General features: G+C 69.0%; 16 protein-coding genes. 8 read left to right on the plus strand and 8 right to left on the minus strand.

Annotated features, from left to right (window positions below):
* Positions 1 to 4: 4 nt before the first annotated feature.
* The 3 genes from ACTJKF_RS12370 (at position 5) to ACTJKF_RS12380 (ending at position 2,684) form a co-directional block, all read left to right on the plus strand.
* Positions 5 to 217 carry a DUF6726 family protein gene (locus ACTJKF_RS12370; RefSeq protein WP_440623823.1) on the plus strand — a complete coding sequence of 71 codons (213 nt, stop codon included), beginning with the start codon at positions 5 to 7 and terminating at the stop codon, positions 215 to 217.
* 94 nt (positions 218 to 311) lie between these two features.
* The gene (locus ACTJKF_RS12375) at positions 312 to 695 is read left to right on the plus strand and encodes an MliC family protein (protein ID WP_440623824.1); all 384 of its coding nucleotides are present in this window, start codon (positions 312 to 314) and stop codon (positions 693 to 695) included.
* Between the two features lie 429 nt (positions 696 to 1,124).
* On the plus strand, positions 1,125 to 2,684 hold the full coding sequence (locus ACTJKF_RS12380; protein WP_440623825.1) for a DEAD/DEAH box helicase: 1,560 nt from the start codon (positions 1,125 to 1,127) through the stop codon (positions 2,682 to 2,684).
* A 280-nt stretch (positions 2,685 to 2,964) separates the two neighbouring features.
* Here the strand turns inward: ACTJKF_RS12380 and gluQRS are convergent, their stop codons facing one another.
* Both gluQRS and ACTJKF_RS12390 read right to left on the minus strand, forming a co-directional pair.
* Positions 2,965 to 3,858: a tRNA glutamyl-Q(34) synthetase GluQRS gene (gene gluQRS, locus ACTJKF_RS12385; RefSeq protein WP_440623826.1), complete on the minus strand. Its 894-nt coding sequence runs from the start codon at positions 3,856 to 3,858 to the stop codon at positions 2,965 to 2,967.
* Between the two features lie 22 nt (positions 3,859 to 3,880).
* Positions 3,881 to 4,735, minus strand: coding sequence for a sulfurtransferase (locus ACTJKF_RS12390; protein ID WP_440623827.1), 855 nt, complete (start codon positions 4,733 to 4,735; stop codon positions 3,881 to 3,883).
* A gap of 220 nt (positions 4,736 to 4,955) precedes the next feature.
* Between ACTJKF_RS12390 and dnaE the strand changes: the two genes are divergently transcribed.
* The 3 genes from dnaE (at position 4,956) to ACTJKF_RS12405 (ending at position 11,316) form a co-directional block, all read left to right on the plus strand.
* On the plus strand, positions 4,956 to 8,489 hold the full coding sequence (gene dnaE, locus ACTJKF_RS12395) for a DNA polymerase III subunit alpha (RefSeq protein ID WP_440623828.1): 3,534 nt from the start codon (positions 4,956 to 4,958) through the stop codon (positions 8,487 to 8,489).
* Positions 8,490 to 8,793: 304 nt separating this feature from the next.
* On the plus strand, positions 8,794 to 9,888 hold the full coding sequence (locus tag ACTJKF_RS12400) for a glycosyltransferase family 9 protein (RefSeq protein ID WP_440623829.1): 1,095 nt from the start codon (positions 8,794 to 8,796) through the stop codon (positions 9,886 to 9,888).
* A gap of 249 nt (positions 9,889 to 10,137) precedes the next feature.
* Positions 10,138 to 11,316, plus strand: coding sequence for a glycosyltransferase family 9 protein (locus tag ACTJKF_RS12405; protein WP_440623830.1), 1,179 nt, complete (start codon positions 10,138 to 10,140; stop codon positions 11,314 to 11,316).
* A 172-nt stretch (positions 11,317 to 11,488) separates the two neighbouring features.
* Here the strand turns inward: ACTJKF_RS12405 and ACTJKF_RS12410 are convergent, their stop codons facing one another.
* The 3 genes from ACTJKF_RS12410 to ACTJKF_RS12420 form a co-directional block, all read right to left on the minus strand.
* A complete protein-coding gene (locus tag ACTJKF_RS12410) occupies positions 11,489 to 12,769 on the minus strand; it encodes an O-antigen ligase family protein (RefSeq protein WP_440623831.1) in 1,281 nt (426 codons plus the stop codon).
* A 134-nt stretch (positions 12,770 to 12,903) separates the two neighbouring features.
* The gene (locus ACTJKF_RS12415) at positions 12,904 to 13,746 is read right to left on the minus strand and encodes a glycosyltransferase family 2 protein (RefSeq protein WP_440623832.1); all 843 of its coding nucleotides are present in this window, start codon (positions 13,744 to 13,746) and stop codon (positions 12,904 to 12,906) included.
* 143 nt (positions 13,747 to 13,889) lie between these two features.
* Positions 13,890 to 14,642, minus strand: a complete 753-nt coding sequence (locus tag ACTJKF_RS12420) for a glycosyltransferase family 2 protein (RefSeq protein ID WP_440623833.1) — start codon at positions 14,640 to 14,642, stop codon at positions 13,890 to 13,892.
* Positions 14,643 to 14,866: 224 nt separating this feature from the next.
* On the opposite strand from ACTJKF_RS12420, the gene msbA reads away from it, so the two are divergent.
* Both msbA and ACTJKF_RS12430 read left to right on the plus strand, forming a co-directional pair.
* The gene (gene msbA / locus ACTJKF_RS12425) at positions 14,867 to 16,618 is read left to right on the plus strand and encodes a lipid A export permease/ATP-binding protein MsbA (protein WP_440623909.1); all 1,752 of its coding nucleotides are present in this window, start codon (positions 14,867 to 14,869) and stop codon (positions 16,616 to 16,618) included.
* 110 nt (positions 16,619 to 16,728) lie between these two features.
* Positions 16,729 to 17,130, plus strand: coding sequence for an RcnB family protein (locus tag ACTJKF_RS12430; RefSeq protein ID WP_440623834.1), 402 nt, complete (start codon positions 16,729 to 16,731; stop codon positions 17,128 to 17,130).
* 57 nt (positions 17,131 to 17,187) lie between these two features.
* Here ACTJKF_RS12430 and ACTJKF_RS12435 read toward each other — a convergent pair whose 3' ends face one another.
* From ACTJKF_RS12435 to ACTJKF_RS12445, 3 genes are read right to left on the minus strand one after another with little or no spacing between them, the layout of a single operon-like run.
* Positions 17,188 to 17,772, minus strand: a complete 585-nt coding sequence (locus ACTJKF_RS12435) for an FUSC family protein (protein WP_440623835.1) — start codon at positions 17,770 to 17,772, stop codon at positions 17,188 to 17,190.
* A 36-nt stretch (positions 17,773 to 17,808) separates the two neighbouring features.
* Positions 17,809 to 19,068: an MFS transporter gene (locus tag ACTJKF_RS12440; protein WP_440623836.1), complete on the minus strand. Its 1,260-nt coding sequence runs from the start codon at positions 19,066 to 19,068 to the stop codon at positions 17,809 to 17,811.
* Positions 19,065 to 20,027 carry a PRC-barrel domain-containing protein gene (locus tag ACTJKF_RS12445; protein WP_440623837.1) on the minus strand — a complete coding sequence of 321 codons (963 nt, stop codon included), beginning with the start codon at positions 20,025 to 20,027 and terminating at the stop codon, positions 19,065 to 19,067. Before ACTJKF_RS12445 ends, ACTJKF_RS12440 begins: the two co-directional genes overlap by 4 nt.
* Positions 20,028 to 20,043 lie beyond the last annotated feature (16 nt).

The raw sequence follows: 20,043 nt of genomic DNA on the forward strand, positions 1-20,043 counted from the left end.
TGTGATGGCGCCGACGTTGCCGCATCGCGAACGTACCGGGCAGCTTGGCCGGATCGGCAAGCTCGGCGCCGCGCTGGCGCTGGTCGCGAGCCTCGCGGGTTGCGGCCTCGCGGCCGCGCCGTGCCGGGTCGCCTCGGCCGGGCTGAAGATCGTGCCGCTCGTCGGCCATGTGGCCGCGGCGCCGACCGATGCGTGTGCCGACGTCATCGATCCCTGACCGGCCCCGTCATCGACGCATGGCGAACGCATCGCCAACGATAACCGCGCGTCCCGCGAGGGCGCGCTTCCCCCCGTCTCGTGAGAGGACCCGCATGATTCGCCAAACCTTCGCCGCGCTCGCGCTGGCCGGCACCGCCGTTTCCGTCGCGCATGCCGCGCAACTGACCGTCGAGGAAATCGACGCCGATGCGCGCGAGCAGACCGTCTATCAGTGCGCGACCCAGAAGCAGCCGGTACGCGTGTCGTACTGGCGCGCGGCCAACGGCCAGAGCTTCGCGCTCGTGCCGGTCAACGGGCAGCAGCTGCTGTTCGTCGATACCGTATCGGCGTCGGGCGTGCGCTACCAGGCCGGACGCTATACCTGGTGGACGAAGGGCAAGGAGGGGACGCTGCGCGACGAGATCGCCGATCAGAATGCGGCGCCGCTGCTCGGCGACTGCGTGCAGGTCGAGAAGAAGAAAAAGAAGAAAGGCTGAGCGTCGCCTGTGCGATCGGGTTTGTGTGCCGATCGCCGGGATTGCCGGGGTCGGCCGAGGTGACCTCGGGCCGGAGAGCAAGGCGACCGTCGGCCAGCCTCGGCTGGTCGCCCGGCCGCGTTCGTTCTGCCGGACGCGATCGGGAGTTGACCCCGAATTCGGTCCGTCGGCCGATCGGGATAGCTCGATCGCACAAGGGTGTCGCCCGTGCCGTGCCAGCCGGGGCACACCGCGAACCGCCGCCGGGGCCGTTCGCGGCGTTGTCACGGACAGATGGCCGCGCAGTGCTACAATACGGCCCTTTCCGCCGGCATTCGCGCCGAACGGAGTCCGCACGGCCTGTGGCGCCCGCTGTTCGAATTGAACCGGTCCCAAGCGCCAGAGCGGCGCCGCGCGGCGCGCCGCGGCTCCGTCTACTTCCGAAATGTGATGAGCGCAGGCCCGGCCGGCCTGACGCACGATGCCCCCGCCGCGCCTTTTGAGCGAAACGCCACCATGTCCGATTCTGTCGCCAAGCCAGCCGACGCAACCTTCGATCAATTCGGCCTTGCCGCCGATATCCTGAAAGCCATTGCGGAGCAGGGCTATACGACGCCGACGCCGATCCAGGCGCAGGCCATTCCGGTCGTGCTCGCCGGCCGCGACGTCATGGGCGCCGCGCAAACGGGTACCGGCAAGACCGCGAGTTTCTCGCTGCCGATCATCCAGCGGCTGCTGCCGCAGGCCAACACGAGCGCGTCTCCGGCGCGCCACCCGGTGCGTGCGCTGATCCTGACGCCAACCCGCGAACTCGCCGACCAGGTCGCCGCGAACGTGCACGCCTACGCGAAGCACACGCCGCTGCGCAGCGCGGTCGTGTTCGGCGGCGTCGACATGAATCCGCAGATGGCCGAGCTGCGCCGCGGCGTCGAGATCCTGATCGCGACGCCGGGCCGCCTGCTCGACCACGTGCAGCAGAAGACGGCGAACCTCGGCCAGGTCCAGATCCTCGTGCTCGACGAAGCCGACCGGATGCTCGACATGGGCTTCCTGCCCGACCTCCAGCGCATCCTGAACCTGCTGCCGAAGGAGCGCCAGACGCTGCTGTTCTCGGCGACCTTCTCGGGCGAAATCAAGAAGCTCGCGTCGACCTACCTGCGCAACCCGCAGACGATCGAGGTCGCGCGCAGCAACTCGACCAACGCGAACGTCACGCAGATCGTCTACGACGTCGCCGAAGGCGACAAGCAGGCGGCCGTCGTGCAACTGTTGCGCGATCGCGGGCTCAAGCAGGTGATCGTGTTCTGCAACAGCAAGATCGGCGCGAGCCGGCTCGCCCGCAACCTCGAGCGCGACGGCGTGGTCGCGTCGGCGATCCACGGCGACAAGACGCAGATCGAGCGGATGCAGGCACTCGACGCGTTCAAGCGCGGCGAGATCGAGGCGCTGGTGGCGACCGACGTGGCCGCGCGCGGTCTCGACATCGCCGAGCTGCCGGCCGTGATCAACTTCGACCTGCCGTTCAACGCGGAAGACTACGTGCACCGGATCGGCCGCACGGGCCGCGCGGGCGCGACGGGCGATGCGCTGTCGCTGTGCAGCCCGAACGAGCGCAAGCAGCTCGCCGATATCGAAAAGCTGATCAAGCGTCCGCTCGAGGTGCTGACGCTCGCGCTCGACAAGCCCGCGCGTCATCGTCACGACGAGCGCGTCGGTGAGCGTGGCAGCGAGCGAAGTGGCGAGCGCAGCGGCGAACGCGGCGGCCGCCGCGAGCGCGACGAGCATCGTGGCGCGGCGGGGCGTCGTTCGGGCAGTTCCGAGCGTGGCGGTCATCACCGCCGCCACGAGGCGCCGGTCGACGATTTCTTCCTGAAGCCGTATGAACCGTCGGCGTCGGCGAAGCAGCCGGAAGAGGCGACGCCCGCGCAGCAGCCCGAGAAGAAAGGGCCGAAGCGTCAGGTCGCCGCACTGCTCGGCGGGTTTGGAATGCCGCGCAAGCCGTCGGCGTAAGCGGTCGGTTCAAGCGGTCGGTGCGGTGCGCGAGCGCGGCCGTAGAAACGGGTGCATGCGATGGCATGTGCCCGTTTTTCATTGGGCGGGGCGACTGGAAGGGCGCGCGAAGGGGCGCTTGCTTGCCGCATGCGGCAGCGGCGGTGCCTGAGACGTCGCCTTGCCGTGTCGTCGGCAGGCGTTCCTTCGGCTGCCGTCACGTTTTCATTCGCCAGGATGCAACGCCGACGGGGGCAGGCGGCAGGGAGCCGGCCGGCACACACGGCCGTCCCGCGAGTGGTCAAGCGACCCGCGGCCCGAAGCGACGCGCCCACGCATCGGTCGCGGCCGCGTAGAACGCATCCAGCGTATCGCCCGATCGCGCGCCATCGGCCGCAAGGCCGAGATGCGCGGCGGCGGCCCGCAGCGCCGGCAGCGGATCGTCGTGTTCGAGCGCGAGCGCGCCCGTCTGCTTGCTGAGCTTTTCTCCGTGCGCATCGACGACGACCGGCACATGCAGATATTCGGGCGTCGGCACGCCGAGACAGCGCTGCAGGTAGATCTGGCGCGCGGTCGAATCGAGCAGATCGGCGCCGCGCACGACGTGCGTGATCCCCGCGTCGGCATCGTCGACCACGACCGCGAGCTGATATGCCCATTGGCCATCCGCGCGCTTCAGCACGAAATCGCCGACGTCGGTCGCGAGGTTCTGCGCTTGCGTGTGCTGCCAGCGGTCGTCGAACGTGACGATTGCAGCGTCGCCGTCCGGCACGCGCAACCGCCATGCGCGCGCGGGCTTGCCGTGCAGGCCGGTGCGGCAGGTGCCCGGATACGCGAGCGTCGTGTGGCGCTCGTGCGCGGCCCGCAGCGAATCGGCGATTTCCTTGCGCGTGCAGCCGCACGGATAGACAAGCCCCGCGGCGACGAGCCGTTCGAGCGCGGCCGCATAGTCGGCCTCGCGCGTGCTTTGCCACACGGGCGGCTCGTCGGGCGTCATGCCGAAATGCGCGAGCGTCGCGAGGATGTGGTCGGCGGCGCCAGGCACCGTGCGCGGGCCGTCGATGTCCTCGATGCGCACGAGCCATGCGCCGCCGTGCGCGCGCGCGTCGAGCCAGCTCGCGAGCGCGCCGACCAGCGAGCCGAAGTGCAGCGGGCCGGTGGGCGACGGCGCGAAGCGGCCGCGGTAGCCTGTCATCGGGGCGCGGAGCAACGCGCGCTTACGCGGCGCTGGCTGCCTGCGCGCAGGCCGGGCAAGACTGGCCGGGCACGTAGCTCGGCGATTGCTGGGCTTCCGGCGTGACGACCGCGCGGCACGCGAAGCACGTGACGTTCGCGGTCGGCTGCAGTTGCGGGTTCAGCGCGGTGCGGTAGTCGAACACGAAGCAGTCGCCGTGGTAGTGCGCGCCGCCGACTTCCTCGAAATACTTCAGGATCCCGCCCTCGAGCTGGTACACGTTCTCGATGCCGATTTCCTTCATGTGGATCGCGGCCTTCTCGCAGCGGATCCCGCCGGTGCAGAACGACACGACCGTCTTGCCTTCGAGGTCGGCGCGGTTCGCGGCGATCACTTCCGGGAATTCGCTGAACTTGTCGATCCGGTAGTCGAGCGCGTTGTCGAACGTGCCGACGTCGACCTCGAATGCGTTGCGCGTGTCGAGCATCACGACCGGGCGGCCGGTGTCGTCGTGGCCGCGGTCGAGCCATGTCTTGAGCGTGGGGGCGTCGACGAACGGCGCGCGACCGAGTTCCGGCTTGATCGCGGGCTTCTTCATCGTGATGATCTCGCGCTTCAGGCGCACGAGCATCCGGCGGAACGGCTGCGAATCGGACAGGCTTTCCTTGAACTGCAGCGTCGCGAACTTGCCTTCGAACAGCGGATCGTGGCGCAGGTAATCGATGAACGCGTCGGTCGCTTCGCGCGGGCCGGCGATGAACAGGTTGATGCCTTCCGGCGCGAGCAGGATCGTGCCGCGCAGGCCGAGTTCGTTGCAGCGGGCGGTGACGAGCGGGCGCCATTGCTCGGTCGCGTCGAGCGACACGAAGTGGTAGGCGGCGAGGTTGACGATGGTCATGGTGATCCGACGGAAAACGGCCGCGGCCGTGCGGCGGGCGCACGGCGGCCCCGCAAATAAGGGTGCGAAGCCGGGGCGGTGATTCGAAAAGCCGTATTATCCCGCAAACTGCGCATGCACCGGCACCCGGCCGTTCGGCCGGGGTCGCATGCATCGGCCGAACGGCCGGGCGCGGGATTTTTTGGGCAGCCTGCGCGACGACGCGGCTACAATAACGCCCATGTCAGATCCCCGCTTCGTCCACCTCCGCGTTCACTCCGAATTCTCGATTGCCGACGGCATCGTGCGTCTCGACGACATCGTCAAGGCGGCCGCCGCAGACGGCCAGGGCGCGCTCGCCCTCACCGATCTCGGCAACGCGTTCGGCCTCGTCCGTTTCTACCAGGAAGCCCGCGGCAAGGGCATCAAGCCGATCGCCGGCTGCGACGTCTGGATCGCCAATCCCGACGATCGCGACAAACCGTCGCGCCTGCTGCTGCTGGTGAAGGACAAGGTCGGCTACCTGAACCTGTGCGAGCTGTTGTCGAAGGCATGGCTCACGAACCAGTACCGCGGCCGCGCGGAGCTCGACGCGAGCTGGCTCGATGGCGAGCTGTCGCAGGGGCTGCTCGCGCTGTCGGGGGCGCAGCAGGGCGACATCGGGCTCGCGCTCGCGGCCGGTAACGAGGAAGCCGCGCGCCGTCATGCCGAGCGCTGGGCGAAGGTGTTTCCGGGCGGCTTCTACATCGAGCTGCAGCGTTACGGCCAGCCGGGCGCCGAGGCGTACATCCAGCAGGCCGCGACGCTTGCCGCGTCGCTGAAGCTGCCGGTCGTCGCCACGCATCCGACGCAGTTCATGACCGACGACGATTTCACCGCGCACGAAGCGCGCGTGTGTATCTCGGAAGGCGACATGCTCGCGAATCCGCGGCGCCAGAAGCGTTTCACGACCGATCAGTTCTTCCGCACGCAGGACGACATGGTCGCGTTGTTCGCCGACCTGCCGTCGGCGGTCGCGAACACGGTCGAGATCGCGAAGCGCTGCAACCTGAAGCTCGAGCTTGGCAAGCCGAAGCTGCCGCTGTTCCCGACGCCGGACGGCATGTCGCTCGACGACTACCTGGTCCAGCTGTCGAAGGAGGGGCTCGAGAAGCGCCTCGAACAACTGTATCCGGATGCCGCGGAGCGCGACGCGCAGCGCGACACGTACTACAAGCGGCTCGAATTCGAATGCGGGACCATCACGAAGATGGGCTTCCCGGGCTACTTCCTGATCGTTGCCGACTTCATCAACTGGGCGAAGAACAACGGCGTGCCTGTCGGCCCGGGCCGCGGCTCGGGCGCCGGTTCGCTGGTCGCGTACGCGCTCGGCATTACCGATCTGGATCCGCTGCGCTACAACCTGCTGTTCGAGCGATTCCTGAATCCGGAACGCGTGTCGATGCCCGACTTCGACATCGACTTCTGCCAGCACGGCCGCGATCGCGTGATCCAGTACGTGAAGGAAAAATACGGCGCGGACGCCGTGTCGCAGATCGCCACCTTCGGCACGATGGCCGCGAAGGCGGCGGTGCGCGACATCGGCCGCGTGCTCGATCTCGGCTACATGTTCACCGACGGCGTCGCGAAGCTGATCCCGTTCAAGCCGGGCAAGCACGTAACGATCGCCGACGCGATGAAGGAGGAGCCGCAGCTTCAGGAGCGCTACGACCACGAGGACGAAGTGCACCAGCTGCTCGACCTCGCGCAGCGTGTCGAAGGCCTCACGCGTAACGTCGGGATGCACGCGGGCGGCGTGCTGATCGCGCCCGGCAAGCTGACCGATTTCTGCCCGCTGTACACGCAGGGCGACGAGGGCGGTGTCGTCAGCCAGTACGACAAGGACGACGTCGAAGCCGTCGGCCTCGTGAAGTTCGACTTTCTGGGCCTCACGACGCTGACGATCCTCGACTGGGCCGAGCGCTACATTCGGCGCCTCGATGCGTCGAAGGCCGACTGGTCGCTCGCGCAGGTGCCGCTCGACGATCCGGCATCGTTCCAGATCCTGAAGAAGGCCAACACGGTCGCCGTGTTCCAGCTGGAAAGCCGCGGGATGCAGGGGATGCTGAAGGACGCGCAGCCTGACCGCTTCGAGGACATCATCGCGCTCGTGTCGTTGTACCGTCCGGGCCCGATGGACCTGATCCCGAGCTTCTGCGCACGGAAGCACGGGCGCGAGAAGGTCGACTATCCGGATCCGCGCGTCGAACCCGTCCTGAAAGAGACCTACGGCATCATGGTCTATCAGGAGCAGGTGATGCAGATGGCGCAGATCATCGGCGGCTACTCGCTCGGCGGCGCCGACTTGCTGCGTCGCGCGATGGGCAAGAAGAAGCCCGAGGAGATGGCCAAGCATCGCGAGATCTTCGCCGAGGGTGCGGCGAAGAACGGCCTCACGCGCGAGAAGTCCGACGAGATCTTCGACTTGATGGAGAAGTTCGCGGGCTACGGCTTCAACAAGTCGCACGCGGCCGCCTATGCGCTGCTCGCGTATTACACCGCGTGGCTGAAGGCGCACCATCCGGCCGAATTCATGGCGGCCAACATGACGCTCGCGATGGACGACACCGACAAGGTGAAGATCCTGTTCGACGACTGCGTCGTGAACAACCTCGCCGTGCTGCCGCCGGACATCAACCAGTCGCATTACCGGTTCGAGCCGGTCGCGGAAGCGGACGGCAAGCGCTCGCGCACGATTCGCTACGGCCTCGGTGCGGTGAAGGGCAGCGGCCAGAACGCGATCGAGGAAATCCTGCGCGCTCGCGAGGAAAAGCCGTTCTCCGACCTGTTCGACTTCTGCGAGCGGATCGACCGGCGCGTCGTCAACCGTCGCACGGTCGAGGCGTTGATCCGCGCCGGCGCGTTCGATTCGCTGAACGCGAACCGCGCGCAGATGCTCGCATCGGTGCCGCTCGCGATGGAAGCGGCCGACCAGGCCGCGGCGAACGCGATGCAGGCCGGCCTGTTCGACATGGGCGCCGAGTCGCCGCACGCGCATGCGCTCGTCGACGAGCCCGCGTGGGACGACAAGCGCCGGCTGCAGGAAGAGAAGGGCGCGCTCGGCTTCTACCTGTCCGGCCACCTGTTCGACGCGTATCGCGACGAAGTGCGCCGGTTCGTGCGGCAGAAGGTCGGCGACCTGAAGGAAGGCCGCGACAAGCTCGTCGCGGGCATCATCGCGTCGCTGCGCACGCAGATGACCCAGCGCGGCAAGATGCTGATCGCGCTGCTCGACGACGGTTCGGGCCAGTGCGAGATCACGATCTTCAACGAACAGTTCGAGGCCAACAAGGCGCTGTTCAAGGAAGACGAACTGCTGATCGTGCAGGGGCAGGCGCGCAACGACGCGTTCACCGGCGGCATTCGTTTCACGGCCGACACGGTGATGGATCTCGAGCGCGCGCGCAGCCGCTATGCGCAGGCGGTGCGGCTGACGATGAACGGCAATGCCGATGCGGCGGCACTGCGCCGCGTGCTCGAGCCGCACGTGTCGAAGGACGATCCGGCGGCCGCGCCCGCCGTCGAGGCGCCCACGCCGCGCGGCGGCGGCCGCGACGGCGGCCGTCGCCCGCAGGCGCCGCTGCCGAACGGGCTCGCGGTCCAGGTCCACTACAGCAACGCACGCGCGCAGGGCGAAATGCGTCTCGGCGACGCGTGGCGCGTGAAACCGAGCGACACGCTGCTCGCGGAGCTGCGGGCGGCGTTCGACGGCAGTCGCGTCGAAATCACGTACTGACCCAGCCCCGCCGTATGGCGGTCGCCCGGCGCGGCCTGTCGCATCGCCATTGTGCGGTGCGGCAGGCCGTTTTCATTTTGGGCGCTTGGGACTGCCGTCCGGACGCTATACAATCCGTCGCACGCGACGCGCATGCGGTGCCGGCCGAGGTTTATCCACTGGTCTACGCCGCCTCTTCGCGTGAAAACGGGGACGGTTCCGCGCGGCGATGCACGGCGATGCCGCGAGCGGCCGGCACGGGGCAGCACGCCAGGACACCGGCCCGGTACCCGACGATAAAAAAACCGACAGTCTCACCACGACAATGGCCAACGGGAAACCGGCGCAGCGGATCCTCGTGATCCGGATTGATTTTCTGGGCGACATGCTGTGCACGACCGCCTTTCTCGGCGCGCTGAAGCAGCGCTGGCCCGACGCGGAACTGCACGTGGTCGCGAACCGCTACAACGCGGCCGCGCTGGCCGGCAATCCGGACGTGCATGCGGTCCATACGTACGTGTATAGCCGTCAGTGCGAGCGCAACGACCGCCCGGGCCGGATGCGCGCGTTCTTCGACCGGCTGCGGCTCGTGCGCCGGCTGCGCCGCCTGCGGTTCGATCTCGTGGTCGTGCCGAATGGCGGCATGCATCGCAGCAGCATCCAGTTCGCGCGCCAGCTCGGCGCGCGGGATTGCCGCTGGCACGATGCCGATTCCGAATTCGACGATCGCAAGCCCGAGCATGTCGCGACGCGGCCGATCGGCCATGAGGCGCTGTCGGGCTTCCGGCTGGTGCCCGAACTCGGCCGCACCGATCTCGACGGTCTCGCGCTGTCCGTGCACCCGGACCGTGCGCTGCAGGACACGTGGTATCGGCTGCTCGGGCCGCGCACGAAGCCGCGCGTCGGCCTGTTCGTGTCGAACAAGGCGGCCGAGCGTCGCTGGCCTGCCGATCGATGGCGCGAGCTGGCCAGGCGGCTCGCACCGGTCGCCGACGTGATCGTGTTCTGCGATCCCGCCGTGTCGGCTGCGACCGGCGCCGATGGCGACGGGTGGCGGGACGTGAACGCGCGGCACGTCACGCCGTCGTCGGTCGCCGAACTGGTGGCCGCCGCGAGCTTGCTCGATACGATCGTGTCGGCCGACAGCGCGCCCGTGCATCTCGCGTCGGCGCTCGGTGTACCGGTCGCCGCGCTGTTCGAGGACCGTCCCGAGAAATACCTGCGCTGGCATCCGCTCGGCGTGCCGCATACGATCTTGCGGGCCGGTGCGACGGTCGACGCGATCGACGTCGACGCGCTGGAGCGCGCGGTGCTTCATCTGCTGACGCCGGCCGGACAGCCCGACAACGCGCCAGGCGGCGCAATGCCGCTGCCGGCCGTGCAGGCCGCGACGCCCGGGATCGGCGCGATCGCTTCGTAGAGCCTGCGCAAGGCCGGCAGCGTCGGCAACGCGACCGGACGGATACTTGGGAGCGGCAGCCGGCCGCGCACGCCGGACCACCGGGGCGGGCCGCTGCACCGCCCACCGCCCACCGCCCACCGCCCACCGCCCACCGCCCACCGCCCACCGCCCACCGCCGCTTCGCGCCTTCGGCCCGGCCGCACGCCGGCGGCCGCAAAATCCTGTACATTGCGAGCCTTGTTCAGCCAGCTAGACGGATCGATTGACGTGGCCCTGTTTTCTTCCGCCCGCCCGCCCAGAACCATCCTCGTTGCCGCACCGCGCCGTATCGGCGACGTGCTGCTGACGACGCCGCTCGTGCGTTCGCTGAAGGCGCGCTGGCCCGACGCGCAGATCGACATGCTGGTGTTTCGCGGCACCGAGGGCGTGCTGGAGCACAACCCCGACGTGCGGCGCGTGATCGTCGTCGCGCAGCGCGCGGGATTTGGCGAGCGGTTGCGCGACGCGCTGTCGATGTGGCGCCGCTACGATCTCGCGTGCGCGGCGCTGAGCTCCGACCGGCCGCGCTTCTACAGCTGGTTCGCCGGCCGCAAGCGCGTCGGCCTCGTCGATCCGAACCGCGTCACCTGGCTCACGCGGATGATGCTGAACGGGATCGCGATCAATCACCACGAATCCGCGCATACGGTCGTCAGCACGCTCGCGCTGGCGCCGGTGATCGGTATCGAGCCGGTGTCCGAGGTCGTCGCGCCCGGCATCGGCGACGATCCCGCGCGGCGCGCGCGCTTCGACGCGTGGCTCGCGGAATCGCCGGCGATCCGCGACGGCAAGCCGCTCGTCGTGCTGCATCCGTATCCGATGTTCCGTTACAAGCAATGGCGGCTCGAGGGCTGGGTCGAGATGATCGCGTGGCTGCGCGCGCAGGGGTTCGCGATCGCGCTGTCGGGCGGCCCGGCCGATCGCGAGCGCGAGTACGCGGAGCAGGTCGCGGCCGAGGCGGGCGGCGACGTGCTGAACCTGGTCGGCCGCCTCACGTTCGGCGAAAGCGCGGAGCTGGTGCGGCGCGCGCGGCTGTTCATCGGGCCCGATACCGGCGCGACGCACGTCGCGGCGGCGACCGGCACCGACACGATCGCGCTGTTCGGTCCGTCCGACCCGGTGCGCTGGGGGCCGTGGCCGCAGCACTGGCCGCCGACCGAAAACCCGTGGGCGCTGCGCGGCTCCGCGCGGCACGGCAATGTGTGGCTGCTGCAGGGGGAGGGTGACTGCGTGCCATGCCGGCACGAGGGCTGCGAGCGTCATGTCGACAGCCGCAGCGACTGCCTCGCCAACCTCGGCACGCAGCGCGTGAAGGCCGCGGCGGCCGAGATGCTCGGGCTGAATCTGCCCGGCGCGGCCGATGGCGTCATCGACACGTCGCGGCTGCATCGCGCGCGCCCGGACTGACGCGCGACGACCGGACGTTGTCCTGATCTGAAAAGCGGGGGAGGGATCGCGGCGCGCTGACGGCGCGCGGCGGCTCGTCTGACAGCGGCGCGCGTGCGCCGCTAGGAAAGCCGATCGCGCGGCAGGCCGCGCGCACTGCCGGCTGCCTGCCGCCGCGTTGCGCGGCCCTGGGTCAAGCGCTGCGCCGGATCGCCGACGTCTCGCGCGGCAGCGTCTCGCCGCGCACGCCGCAGCCGATCAGGATGCCGGCGAGCAGCACCAGCAGGTGCCCTTCGGCGAAATCGAGCAACAGCGAATTGGCGAGACTGCCGATCGCGAAGATCGTGAGCCACGCGAGCAGCAACTGCCGCGAGCGCGGATCGAGCGTACGACTGCCGCGCGCGATCTGCACGATCAGGTTCACGAACAGCAGTACGCCGAGCGTGCCGAGCTGCACGGCCATCAGCAGGTATTCGTTATGCGGATTCGACGTGAGCTGGCCCTCGGCGGCCGTCTTGCCGGCCGTGAGCTTCTGGAACTCGAACTCGAGGCCGCCCGCACCGTAGCCGATCGCGGGGCGCTCGCGATACAGCTCGAGCCCCTTCTTGTACCACTCGAGACGCAGCCCGGTCGACGTGATCGCGTCGGTCCGCCGATACTGCTGCACTTCCGACACGACCTTCACCAGCCGGCCGTTGTGCTCCGTGCACGCGGCGGCGACGAGCGCGACGCCCGCCAGCACCAGCGCACCGGCCGCGAGCCCCGCGCGCAGCGCCGACTGGCGGCGCAGCAGCAGCACGAAACGCACCGCGACGACGAGCATCAGCAGCAGCGCGATAACCTGCCCGGTGCGGCCCTGCAGCATCACGAACACGTTGATCAGCGACCACGCGGCGACGCCCGCATACGCGGCGCGCGACAACGTGGTACGGGCCGACAGCGCGAGGTCGGCGGCCTGGTAGAACAGCAGCGCGCCGAACATGCCGGCTGCGATATGGTTCTTGAACACCCACGCACGCGACAGCGGCAGCTCGGTCGCATGCGCGGGCCCGATCGCGGTCAGCCCGAGATAGTTGGTGGTCGACAGCAGCAGGATCACGCACAGCGTGCCGAACCACGCGCGCCGCACGATCGGTGCCCAGTTCGAATGACGGAACGCGAGCAGGGCAAACGGCAGCAGCAGCAGCTTGTCGTACTTGGCGACCCAGTTCCAGGCCTTCGGGTGCGGCGCGACCGTATACGTGACGCTCGCGGTCAGCGCCGCGAGGATCAGCAGCGCCGCGAGCGACGCCGGTTCGGTGACCAACGAGCGCAGGTCGCGCCAGAATTCGGGCGAGATGACGAGCGCGACCGCGAACAGCCCGCAGAACACGTTGGTCAGCGCGGTCGAGACGGGCACCATGCAGAGCGCGATGACGGCGAAGGCGCGGGCGGCGGTCAGGCGCCGCGTGGCGGGAGCGGAAAACGAAAGCATCGGAACCTGTCGAATGGACGATTGCGGCATGCGGACGCCTTGTTGCGCGCCGCGCGTCCCGGCGGCACCGCGCGGGACGAAGCGCGCAGTATACGCGAAGCCGCGCGCGTTTCCGTGCCGTTTCCGGGGCCCGATCAGCTGAATGCGCGCTTGATCCGCGAGCGCAGCAGCGCGCGCTTGAGCCGTCCTTCGACCGCCGGCGTGTCGAGCGCGACACGCGAGCCGGCCGGCTCGCCGCGATGCAGGTAATAGCGGTCGAACGTGGCCTGGGTCATGCCCCATTTGTTGAGGAACTGGCGGCGGCCGTCGTTCTTGACGATCTTGCCCGTGCTCTTTTGCTGGAAGTGATAGACGAGGCTGTCGCCGACGCCGAGGAAGATCCGGCAGCCGGCGTCCCAGAATTTCATCGAGAAGTCGTTGTCGCTGCTCATTCCGGGCGACAGCTCGCTGCTGTAGCCGCCGATGCGGTTCCACCAGTCGCGGTGCACGAGCGTCGGCGGCCAGGTCGAGCCGAGCCAGTCCGCGCGCGCGAGCTTCGGCGTGGCCGCGATGAGGCCTGCTGCGTCGAACTGGTCGGCATCCCGGCCGAAATTGCTGACGACGACGCACGGGTTGCGCGTATCGACCGGCTCGACCATCGTGCCGGACAGCATGAACAGGTCGGTCGGCATCTGCTCGATGCGCCGCACCAGCGCCGCGTCCCAGCCGGGGCAGCAGTACATGTCGTCGTTCATGTAGACGACGTAGTCGTGCGTCGCGCGCGCGGCGGCCAGGTTCACCGCGTGGCAGATGCCGATGTTGGCCGGCGACGACGTGTGTTCGAGGCCTTCGCTGCGCACCCAGTCGAGCGTGCCGTCCGAGCCGTCGTTCACGTGCACGATGATCTGGTGGTCGTACGCCGAATGCCGGCGCAGGCTGTCGACGACGAGCTTGAGGTACGGCAGGTTGTTCCAGGTCGGGATGATGATGGAGAACATGGCGGTCGGATTCGGTGGTCGTCGTGTCGGCGGCGCGCGATGCGCCGCCGCTTGGGCGCGCATGGCGCGCGGGCAGCCCGGCATTGTAACGCCGGGCCGGCCCCATGCCGGTGGTGTCGGGGCGGGAGGATGGCCGGGCGCGCTCAGCGCGCCGCTTCGTGGCCGAGTTTCAGGAACCGGTAGTAGACCGTTTCCGCATTGAACACGGCGATCATGAAGCCCGCGCGGCCGTCGAGAAAGCCGCGCCGCAGCAGGTAGGTGCGCACGAACGCCCACAAGCCGCGCGCGAGCGCCTTGCCGAAGCCGCCGCGCTGGCCGGCCGCGCGGCGCTGGCGCGCGCCGGCCGTCGAATACGCATCGAGCTTGCGCACGACGGTTTCGAAATCTTCGTACGAATAGTGCATCAGCTTGCCCGGCAGCCGCTGCGCGGGTGTATCGAATACGAGCCGTTCGTGCACCAGATCGTCGGAAAAGCGGGCAGTGCCGCGCCGGAATAGGCGCGGCACCCAGTCCGGATACCAGCCGCTGTGGCGGATCCACTGGCCGCAGAAGCTCGACAGCCGGTCGAGCGCATAGACCTGCGCGGACGGCGCGCGGATCGCGGCGCGAATCGACTGCGCGAGCGCCGGGCTGACCACTTCGTCGGTGTCGAGCGACAGGATCCAGTCGGTGCCGAGCGCGTCGAGCGCGCGGTTCTTCTGCGGGCCGAAGCCCGGCCAGTCGCGCTCGACGATCACGCGCGCGCCGTGCGCGCGGGCAATCGCGACGGTGTCGTCGGTGCTGCCGCCGTCGATCACGACGATGTCGTCGGCGAAAGTCAGCGCGTCGAGGCACTGCGCGAGCCGCGCGGCCGCGTTGAGGGCGATGAGGGCGACGCCGAGGGTGGGTTCTGCCATGAAATCGTCGAAAAGGCGGAGAAAACGGTGAGCGGCAGTATACCCGCGCACCGGCCGGCGGCCGCTTCGGCAGCGGCCGTGCCCGCGGGGGCGGTCCAGCTATAATGTTGGGCCTTTTTCGGCACCCGCCGGACGGGGGCGAAACCCGGGCAGCCATGCCCCGGGCGTCGCGTCGCGGCTCAAGAAGGATTGCCTTGGAAACCCAGAACACTCTTCGCAAACCGATGGACGGCACCAGTACGTCGCCCGTCACGGTCCTCAAGCGCTTGTGGCCGTACATCCGGCCGCTCATCGGCATCGTGGTGCTCGCCGTGATGACGATGGGCGTCGTCGCGGCCACGGAAGCCGGGATCCCGGCGCTGCTCAAGCCGCTGCTCGACCACGGCTTCGGCTCGCACGGCAGCGACCGCGCGAAATGGTACGTGCCGATCGCGGTGATCGGCCTCGCGCTCGTGCGCGGCGTGTCGCAGTACGCGTCCAACTACCTGCTCAACTACGTGTCGAACCGCATCCTGCTGCAGCTGCGGCTCGAGATGTTCCAGCGGATGATCCACACCGGCGCGTCGTTCTTCCAGCGCGAGACCGCGAGCACCGTGATCAACGCCATCGTGTTCGAGGTCAACCAGATCCTGTCGGTGCTGACCGGCGTGATGGTCACGCTCGTGCGCGACTCGCTGACCGTCATGTTCCTGCTCGGCTACCTGTTCTACCTGAACTGGCGCCTCACGCTGATCGTCGCGGTGATCCTGCCGGGCATCGGCTGGCTCGTCAGCAAGATCAACCGCCGCCTGCGCCGCCTGAACCGCGAGCACCAGACGCTGACCAACGAGCTGTCGTACATCGTCGAGGAGACGGTCGGCGGCTACAAGGTCGTCAAGGTGCACAACGGCGAAGCGTACGAGATGGACCGCTTCACGACGATGAGCAAGCGCCTGCGCGGCTACGCGATGCGCATGACCATCTCGGGCGGGCTCGCGCAGCCGCTGACGCAGTTCCTCGCATCGATCGCGCTCGCGGTCGTGATCACGATCGCGGTCGTGCAGTCGACCAACGACCAGACGACGGTCGGCGGCTTCGTCGCGTTCGTCACGTCGATGCTGCTGGTGATTTCGCCGCTCAAGCACCTGATCGACGTCAACCAGCCGCTGCAGCGCGGGATGACGGCCGCCGAGCTGATCTTCGGGCTGATCGACGAGCCGGCCGAGCCGCAGGGCGGCGGCCGTGCGCTGCCGCATGCGCGCGGCGAGATCGAATTCCGCGACGTGTCGTTCGACTACGGCGCCGCCGAGCGGCCGACGCTCGACCGCATTTCGTTCAAGGTCGCGCCGGGCGAGATGATCGCGCTCGCGGGGCCGTCGGGCAGCGGCAAGACGACCCTCGTGAACCTGTTGCCGCGCTTCTTCGATCCGACGGACGGCGCGATCCTGGTCGACGGCGTGCCGGTGGCCGACTACGATCTCCACGCGTTGCGCGGCCAGATGGCGATGGTCAGCCAGGACGTCGTGCTGTTCAACGACACGATCGCCGCCAACGTCGCATACGGGCAGACGCCGGATCGCGCACGCGTGCAGGCGGCGCTCGAGGCCGCGAACCTCGCCGACGCGGTCGCCGCGATGCCCGACGGGCTCGACACGCTGGTCGGCGGCAACGGGATGCGTCTGTCGGGCGGCCAGCGGCAGCGGCTCGCGATCGCGCGCGCGATCTACAAGGACGCGCCGATCCTGATCCTCGACGAGGCGACTTCCGCGCTCGATTCGGAATCCGAGCGCCACGTGCAGGCTGCGCTCGAGCGGCTGATGGAAGGGCGCACGACGCTCGTGATCGCGCACCGGCTGTCGACGATCGAGCGCGCGGACCGGATCCTCGTACTCGAAGCGGGGAAGATCGTCGAGGAGGGCAGTCACGACGCGCTGCTGCGCCACGGCGGGCTGTACGCGCATCTGCACCGGATCCAGTACCAGCAGCAGGCGGCGTGACGCCGGATCATGCCGGTGTGCTAGGCTTGATCGGGCAGGATCAGTGGTTCCAGTGGTTCCAGTGGTTCCAGTTGTTTCCGGTTCGACGTGACAACACGGAGGGAAGGACAATGAGGACGATGCACGGGATGATGCTGGCCGCGCTGATCGCGGCGGGTTTCGCGGCGCCGGTGGCGATGGCGCAGGATCACGGCAACTACGACAATCGCGGCGATCATGGCAATCACGGCGGCCGCGGCATGCAGCGCGGCCACGGCCCGCAGCACATGCCGCCCGGCCAGGCGATGCATCGCGACGACGACATGCCGCAGCGCTGGGCCGATCAGCCGCGCCGCGACTGGCACAAGGGCGACCGGCTCCCGAACGAATTCCGCGATCGCCAGTACGTGGTCGACGATTGGCGCGGCTACCACCTGAGCCAGCCGCCGCGCGGCTATCAATGGGTCGGTGTCGGCGGCGACTATCTGCTCGTGCAGATCGGCTCGGGCATCGTGCTGCGGGTCGGCCCGTAACGCTTCCCGTCGATCATCGATCCATCCGGCTGCCGGGCGTGCGTCCCGGCAGTCGCGTCACTTCTCCTGGTGGTTGTCCCGGTCCACCGCCCGGCGGAACCAGCGCCGCTCGATCCGCGCCATCACCCAGCACACGCCCAGCGCGCAGACGGTGCCGAGCGCGACTTCTCCGAGCCGCATCAGCGGAATGTCCCAGAGCGGGCCGTTGCCCGGAAACAGCAGCACGATCGTCGCGGTAACGCCACCGAGCCGTGCCGCGCTGCCGACGTTCAGGCACCAGCAACTGACGATCACGACCGCGACCGTGATCGCATACGCGACGAGGCGGTCGCCGCCGAGCGCCGCGCCGGCAAAGCCGAGCAGGCCGCCGATCATCGCGCCGACGAACTGGTCGCGCGACAGCGACATCGTGTCCGAGTAGTTGTGCTGCGTGACGGCGATCGCGGTGATCGCCGCCCATACGGCCTGCTCGGTATGCAGGGCGCGGCCGATCGCATACGCGAGGCACGCGCCGCACACGGTCTGCAGCGCCATCAGCGTGCCCTGCGTGAGCCGTTCGCCGAAGGTCAGCCCCTTGAACAGATCGAAGATCGACTGCTGGATTTGCTGACGGGCTTCGTTGAGGGTTCTGAGCGTATCCATCGTGTGCGAGCCGGGAAGCGGGGAGGGGCGAGCGCGTCAGTGCGCCTGTTCGGACGGCGCGGCCGCCGGCTCACCGGTGGTCGCGTCGCCGTTTTCGACGCGCGTTTCGGGCATCGCGAGCCAGACCAGCAGCACCGCGAGCGCGCCGGCGCCGGCGAGCCCGAAGAAGCTGACCGCGTTGCCGAAGTGATCGGCGACATAGCCGGCCACGGCCGTGCTGAGCGTCGCGCCGATCCCGGCCGCGAGACCGAACAGCCCGATGCACAGGTTGTAGCGGCCCTTGCCGCCCGCGACGTCGGCTGCGATCAGCGGCAGCATCACGCCGAACACGGCCGCGCTGATGCCGTCGAGCATCTGCACCGGCACGAGCAGGTACGGGCTGCTCACGCCGGCGAACAGCAGCGCGCGCACCGGCAGGGCCGAGAAGCCGAGCAGCAGGATCGGCCGGCGTCCCCAGCGTTGCGAGGAGCGGCCGACCCACGGCGACAGCATCGCGACGATCGCCTGCGGCACGATGATGCACGCGGCGATCACGAGCTGCACGTTCTCGCCCATCCCGGCCGTCACTTCGCCGGCCGCGAGGTTGAGCATCGCGGCGTTCGACAGGTGGAACAGCACGACACAGGCCGCGAAGGTCAGCATCCGGCGATCGCGCAGCAGCTCGAGCAGCGTCTCGCGCTCCGCGCCTTGGTCGTGATCGTCGGGCTTCGACGACTGCGGGATCACTTCGTGCGTCGGCTGGATCATCGCGAGCGCGAACAGCGCGGGCAACGCGAGCACGGCGGTCAGCCAGAACACCGCGCGCGCGGAGAAATACTCGCCGGTGAGCCCCATCAGGCCCGCCGCGACCGCGCTGCCGATCGACGCCCAGCGCGCATTGCGGCCAAGCCGGTCGCCGAGGTCGGCGCGGCCGACCAGCGAGAACGAGATCGCGGCCATCGCGGGCACGAGCATGCAGCTCGCGAAGCCGTGGAACACTTCGGCCGCGATCACCGGCACGATCGTCGGGCTCGCCGCGAGCAGTACCGCGGACAGGATGATGGCCGCGATCGCCCACGCGGCCGCGCCCTTCTTGTTCTTCAGCGCGTCGACGGCGGCACCGCCCGGCACCTGGCTGACCATCGCGCTGATCGTGCCGATCGACAGCACCATGCCGATCTCGCCCTGCGTCCACTTGTGCGACGCGAGGTAGGACGCGATGAACGGACCGAACCCGGTTTGAACGTTTGCAACGAAAAAGTTGAGCCAGTCGAGGGACCGCAGACTGCGTACGCTGACGGATTGCTTGATCGTCATCGGGCAGCACTCGCAGACGAAGCCGCGGCCGGAGCAGCGGGCGGGTAGACCGCGATGATCGGCTTGTCGGCCGCGTAGGGCGGCGACGCCTTGATCTGCGCATCGTTCAGGTCGAGCTGCGGATGCAGCGCCTTGTTGCGCGTGACGAAGCGCAGCGCGCCCCAACTCGCGGCGATCGAGCGGCGGTCGGTATTGACGAGCCCGCCGAGGTCGAGCACGACGGCCTGCGGCTGGGCGGCGCGGTCGATCAGCACGTCGACGACGCGTCCGATCTTCGTGCCGTTCGGGCGCTCGACGTCGTTGTCGAGCATCGGCAGTCGTGTCGTGGGCGACGCCGCGGCCGAGTCCGACGGCGGCACGGCCTTCGGCCGCGCGGCCGGGGGCAGTTCGCCCGACGGCACGTCGAGCACGATCGGTTCCTGTTTGCCGCCCGGCGTGAAGCGGAACACATTCCACGGGAAGATGACCTTGCGGTCGCCGATGCCCATGAAGCCCTGCAGGTTGACGACCATCTCGCGCGGCTTGCCGCTCGCGTCGACCACCATGTCGACCGCGCGGCCGATCACCTTGCCGTTGCGGCGCGCGACTTCGCTGTCGAGCAGCGCATGGATCTGGGTGCGGTCGAGCGGGCGCGTCGCGACCAGCGGGGCCGGCGGTGGAGGAGGCGGCGTCGGCGATTCGGGGTGCTGCACCGGCTTCGGCCGCGTCACCTCGCGGTGCGGCTTTTTCGGCGCTTCCGGTTCCTCCGGCTGCACGGGCGGCGGCACGGGCGGCATCGTCAGCGGTTCGCCGGCGGTTTCCTCGATGGGTTCGACGAGCGCCTCGCTGATCGGCGCGGGCGGATTCTGCGTCGGCAGCAACCCGCAGCCGGACAGCAGCGCGGCGGCGGCGAGAACCAGGAAGACCGTCGAGGACGGGAACGACATGCGGGATGCGGGAAACGGAAGTCCGCCGCTCATTGACACTCACTCCATG

This window comes from Burkholderia sp. 22313 (assembly GCF_052045245.1).
Taxonomy (GTDB): domain Bacteria; phylum Pseudomonadota; class Gammaproteobacteria; order Burkholderiales; family Burkholderiaceae; genus Burkholderia.

Coding starts and splice junctions, on each gene's coding strand:
- ACTJKF_RS12415 (WP_440623832.1), bottom strand. CDS start 13,746: ATGTTCTCCATCATCATCCCGACCTGGAACAACCTGCCGTACCTCAAG.
- ACTJKF_RS12400 (WP_440623829.1), top strand. CDS start 8,794: ATGGCCAACGGGAAACCGGCGCAGCGGATCCTCGTGATCCGGATTGAT.
- ACTJKF_RS12370 (WP_440623823.1), top strand. CDS start 5: ATGGCGCCGACGTTGCCGCATCGCGAACGTACCGGGCAGCTTGGCCGG.
- dnaE (WP_440623828.1), top strand. CDS start 4,956: ATGTCAGATCCCCGCTTCGTCCACCTCCGCGTTCACTCCGAATTCTCG.
- ACTJKF_RS12435 (WP_440623835.1), bottom strand. CDS start 17,772: ATGGATACGCTCAGAACCCTCAACGAAGCCCGTCAGCAAATCCAGCAG.
- ACTJKF_RS12380 (WP_440623825.1), top strand. CDS start 1,125: ATGAGCGCAGGCCCGGCCGGCCTGACGCACGATGCCCCCGCCGCGCCT.
- ACTJKF_RS12430 (WP_440623834.1), top strand. CDS start 16,729: ATGAGGACGATGCACGGGATGATGCTGGCCGCGCTGATCGCGGCGGGT.
- ACTJKF_RS12390 (WP_440623827.1), bottom strand. CDS start 4,735: ATGACCATCGTCAACCTCGCCGCCTACCACTTCGTGTCGCTCGACGCG.
- ACTJKF_RS12410 (WP_440623831.1), bottom strand. CDS start 12,769: ATGCTTTCGTTTTCCGCTCCCGCCACGCGGCGCCTGACCGCCGCCCGC.
- ACTJKF_RS12420 (WP_440623833.1), bottom strand. CDS start 14,642: ATGGCAGAACCCACCCTCGGCGTCGCCCTCATCGCCCTCAACGCGGCC.
- ACTJKF_RS12440 (WP_440623836.1), bottom strand. CDS start 19,068: ATGACGATCAAGCAATCCGTCAGCGTACGCAGTCTGCGGTCCCTCGAC.
- ACTJKF_RS12445 (WP_440623837.1), bottom strand. CDS start 20,027: ATGAGCGGCGGACTTCCGTTTCCCGCATCCCGCATGTCGTTCCCGTCC.
- ACTJKF_RS12375 (WP_440623824.1), top strand. CDS start 312: ATGATTCGCCAAACCTTCGCCGCGCTCGCGCTGGCCGGCACCGCCGTT.
- gluQRS (WP_440623826.1), bottom strand. CDS start 3,858: ATGACAGGCTACCGCGGCCGCTTCGCGCCGTCGCCCACCGGCCCGCTG.
- msbA (WP_440623909.1), top strand. CDS start 14,867: ATGGACGGCACCAGTACGTCGCCCGTCACGGTCCTCAAGCGCTTGTGG.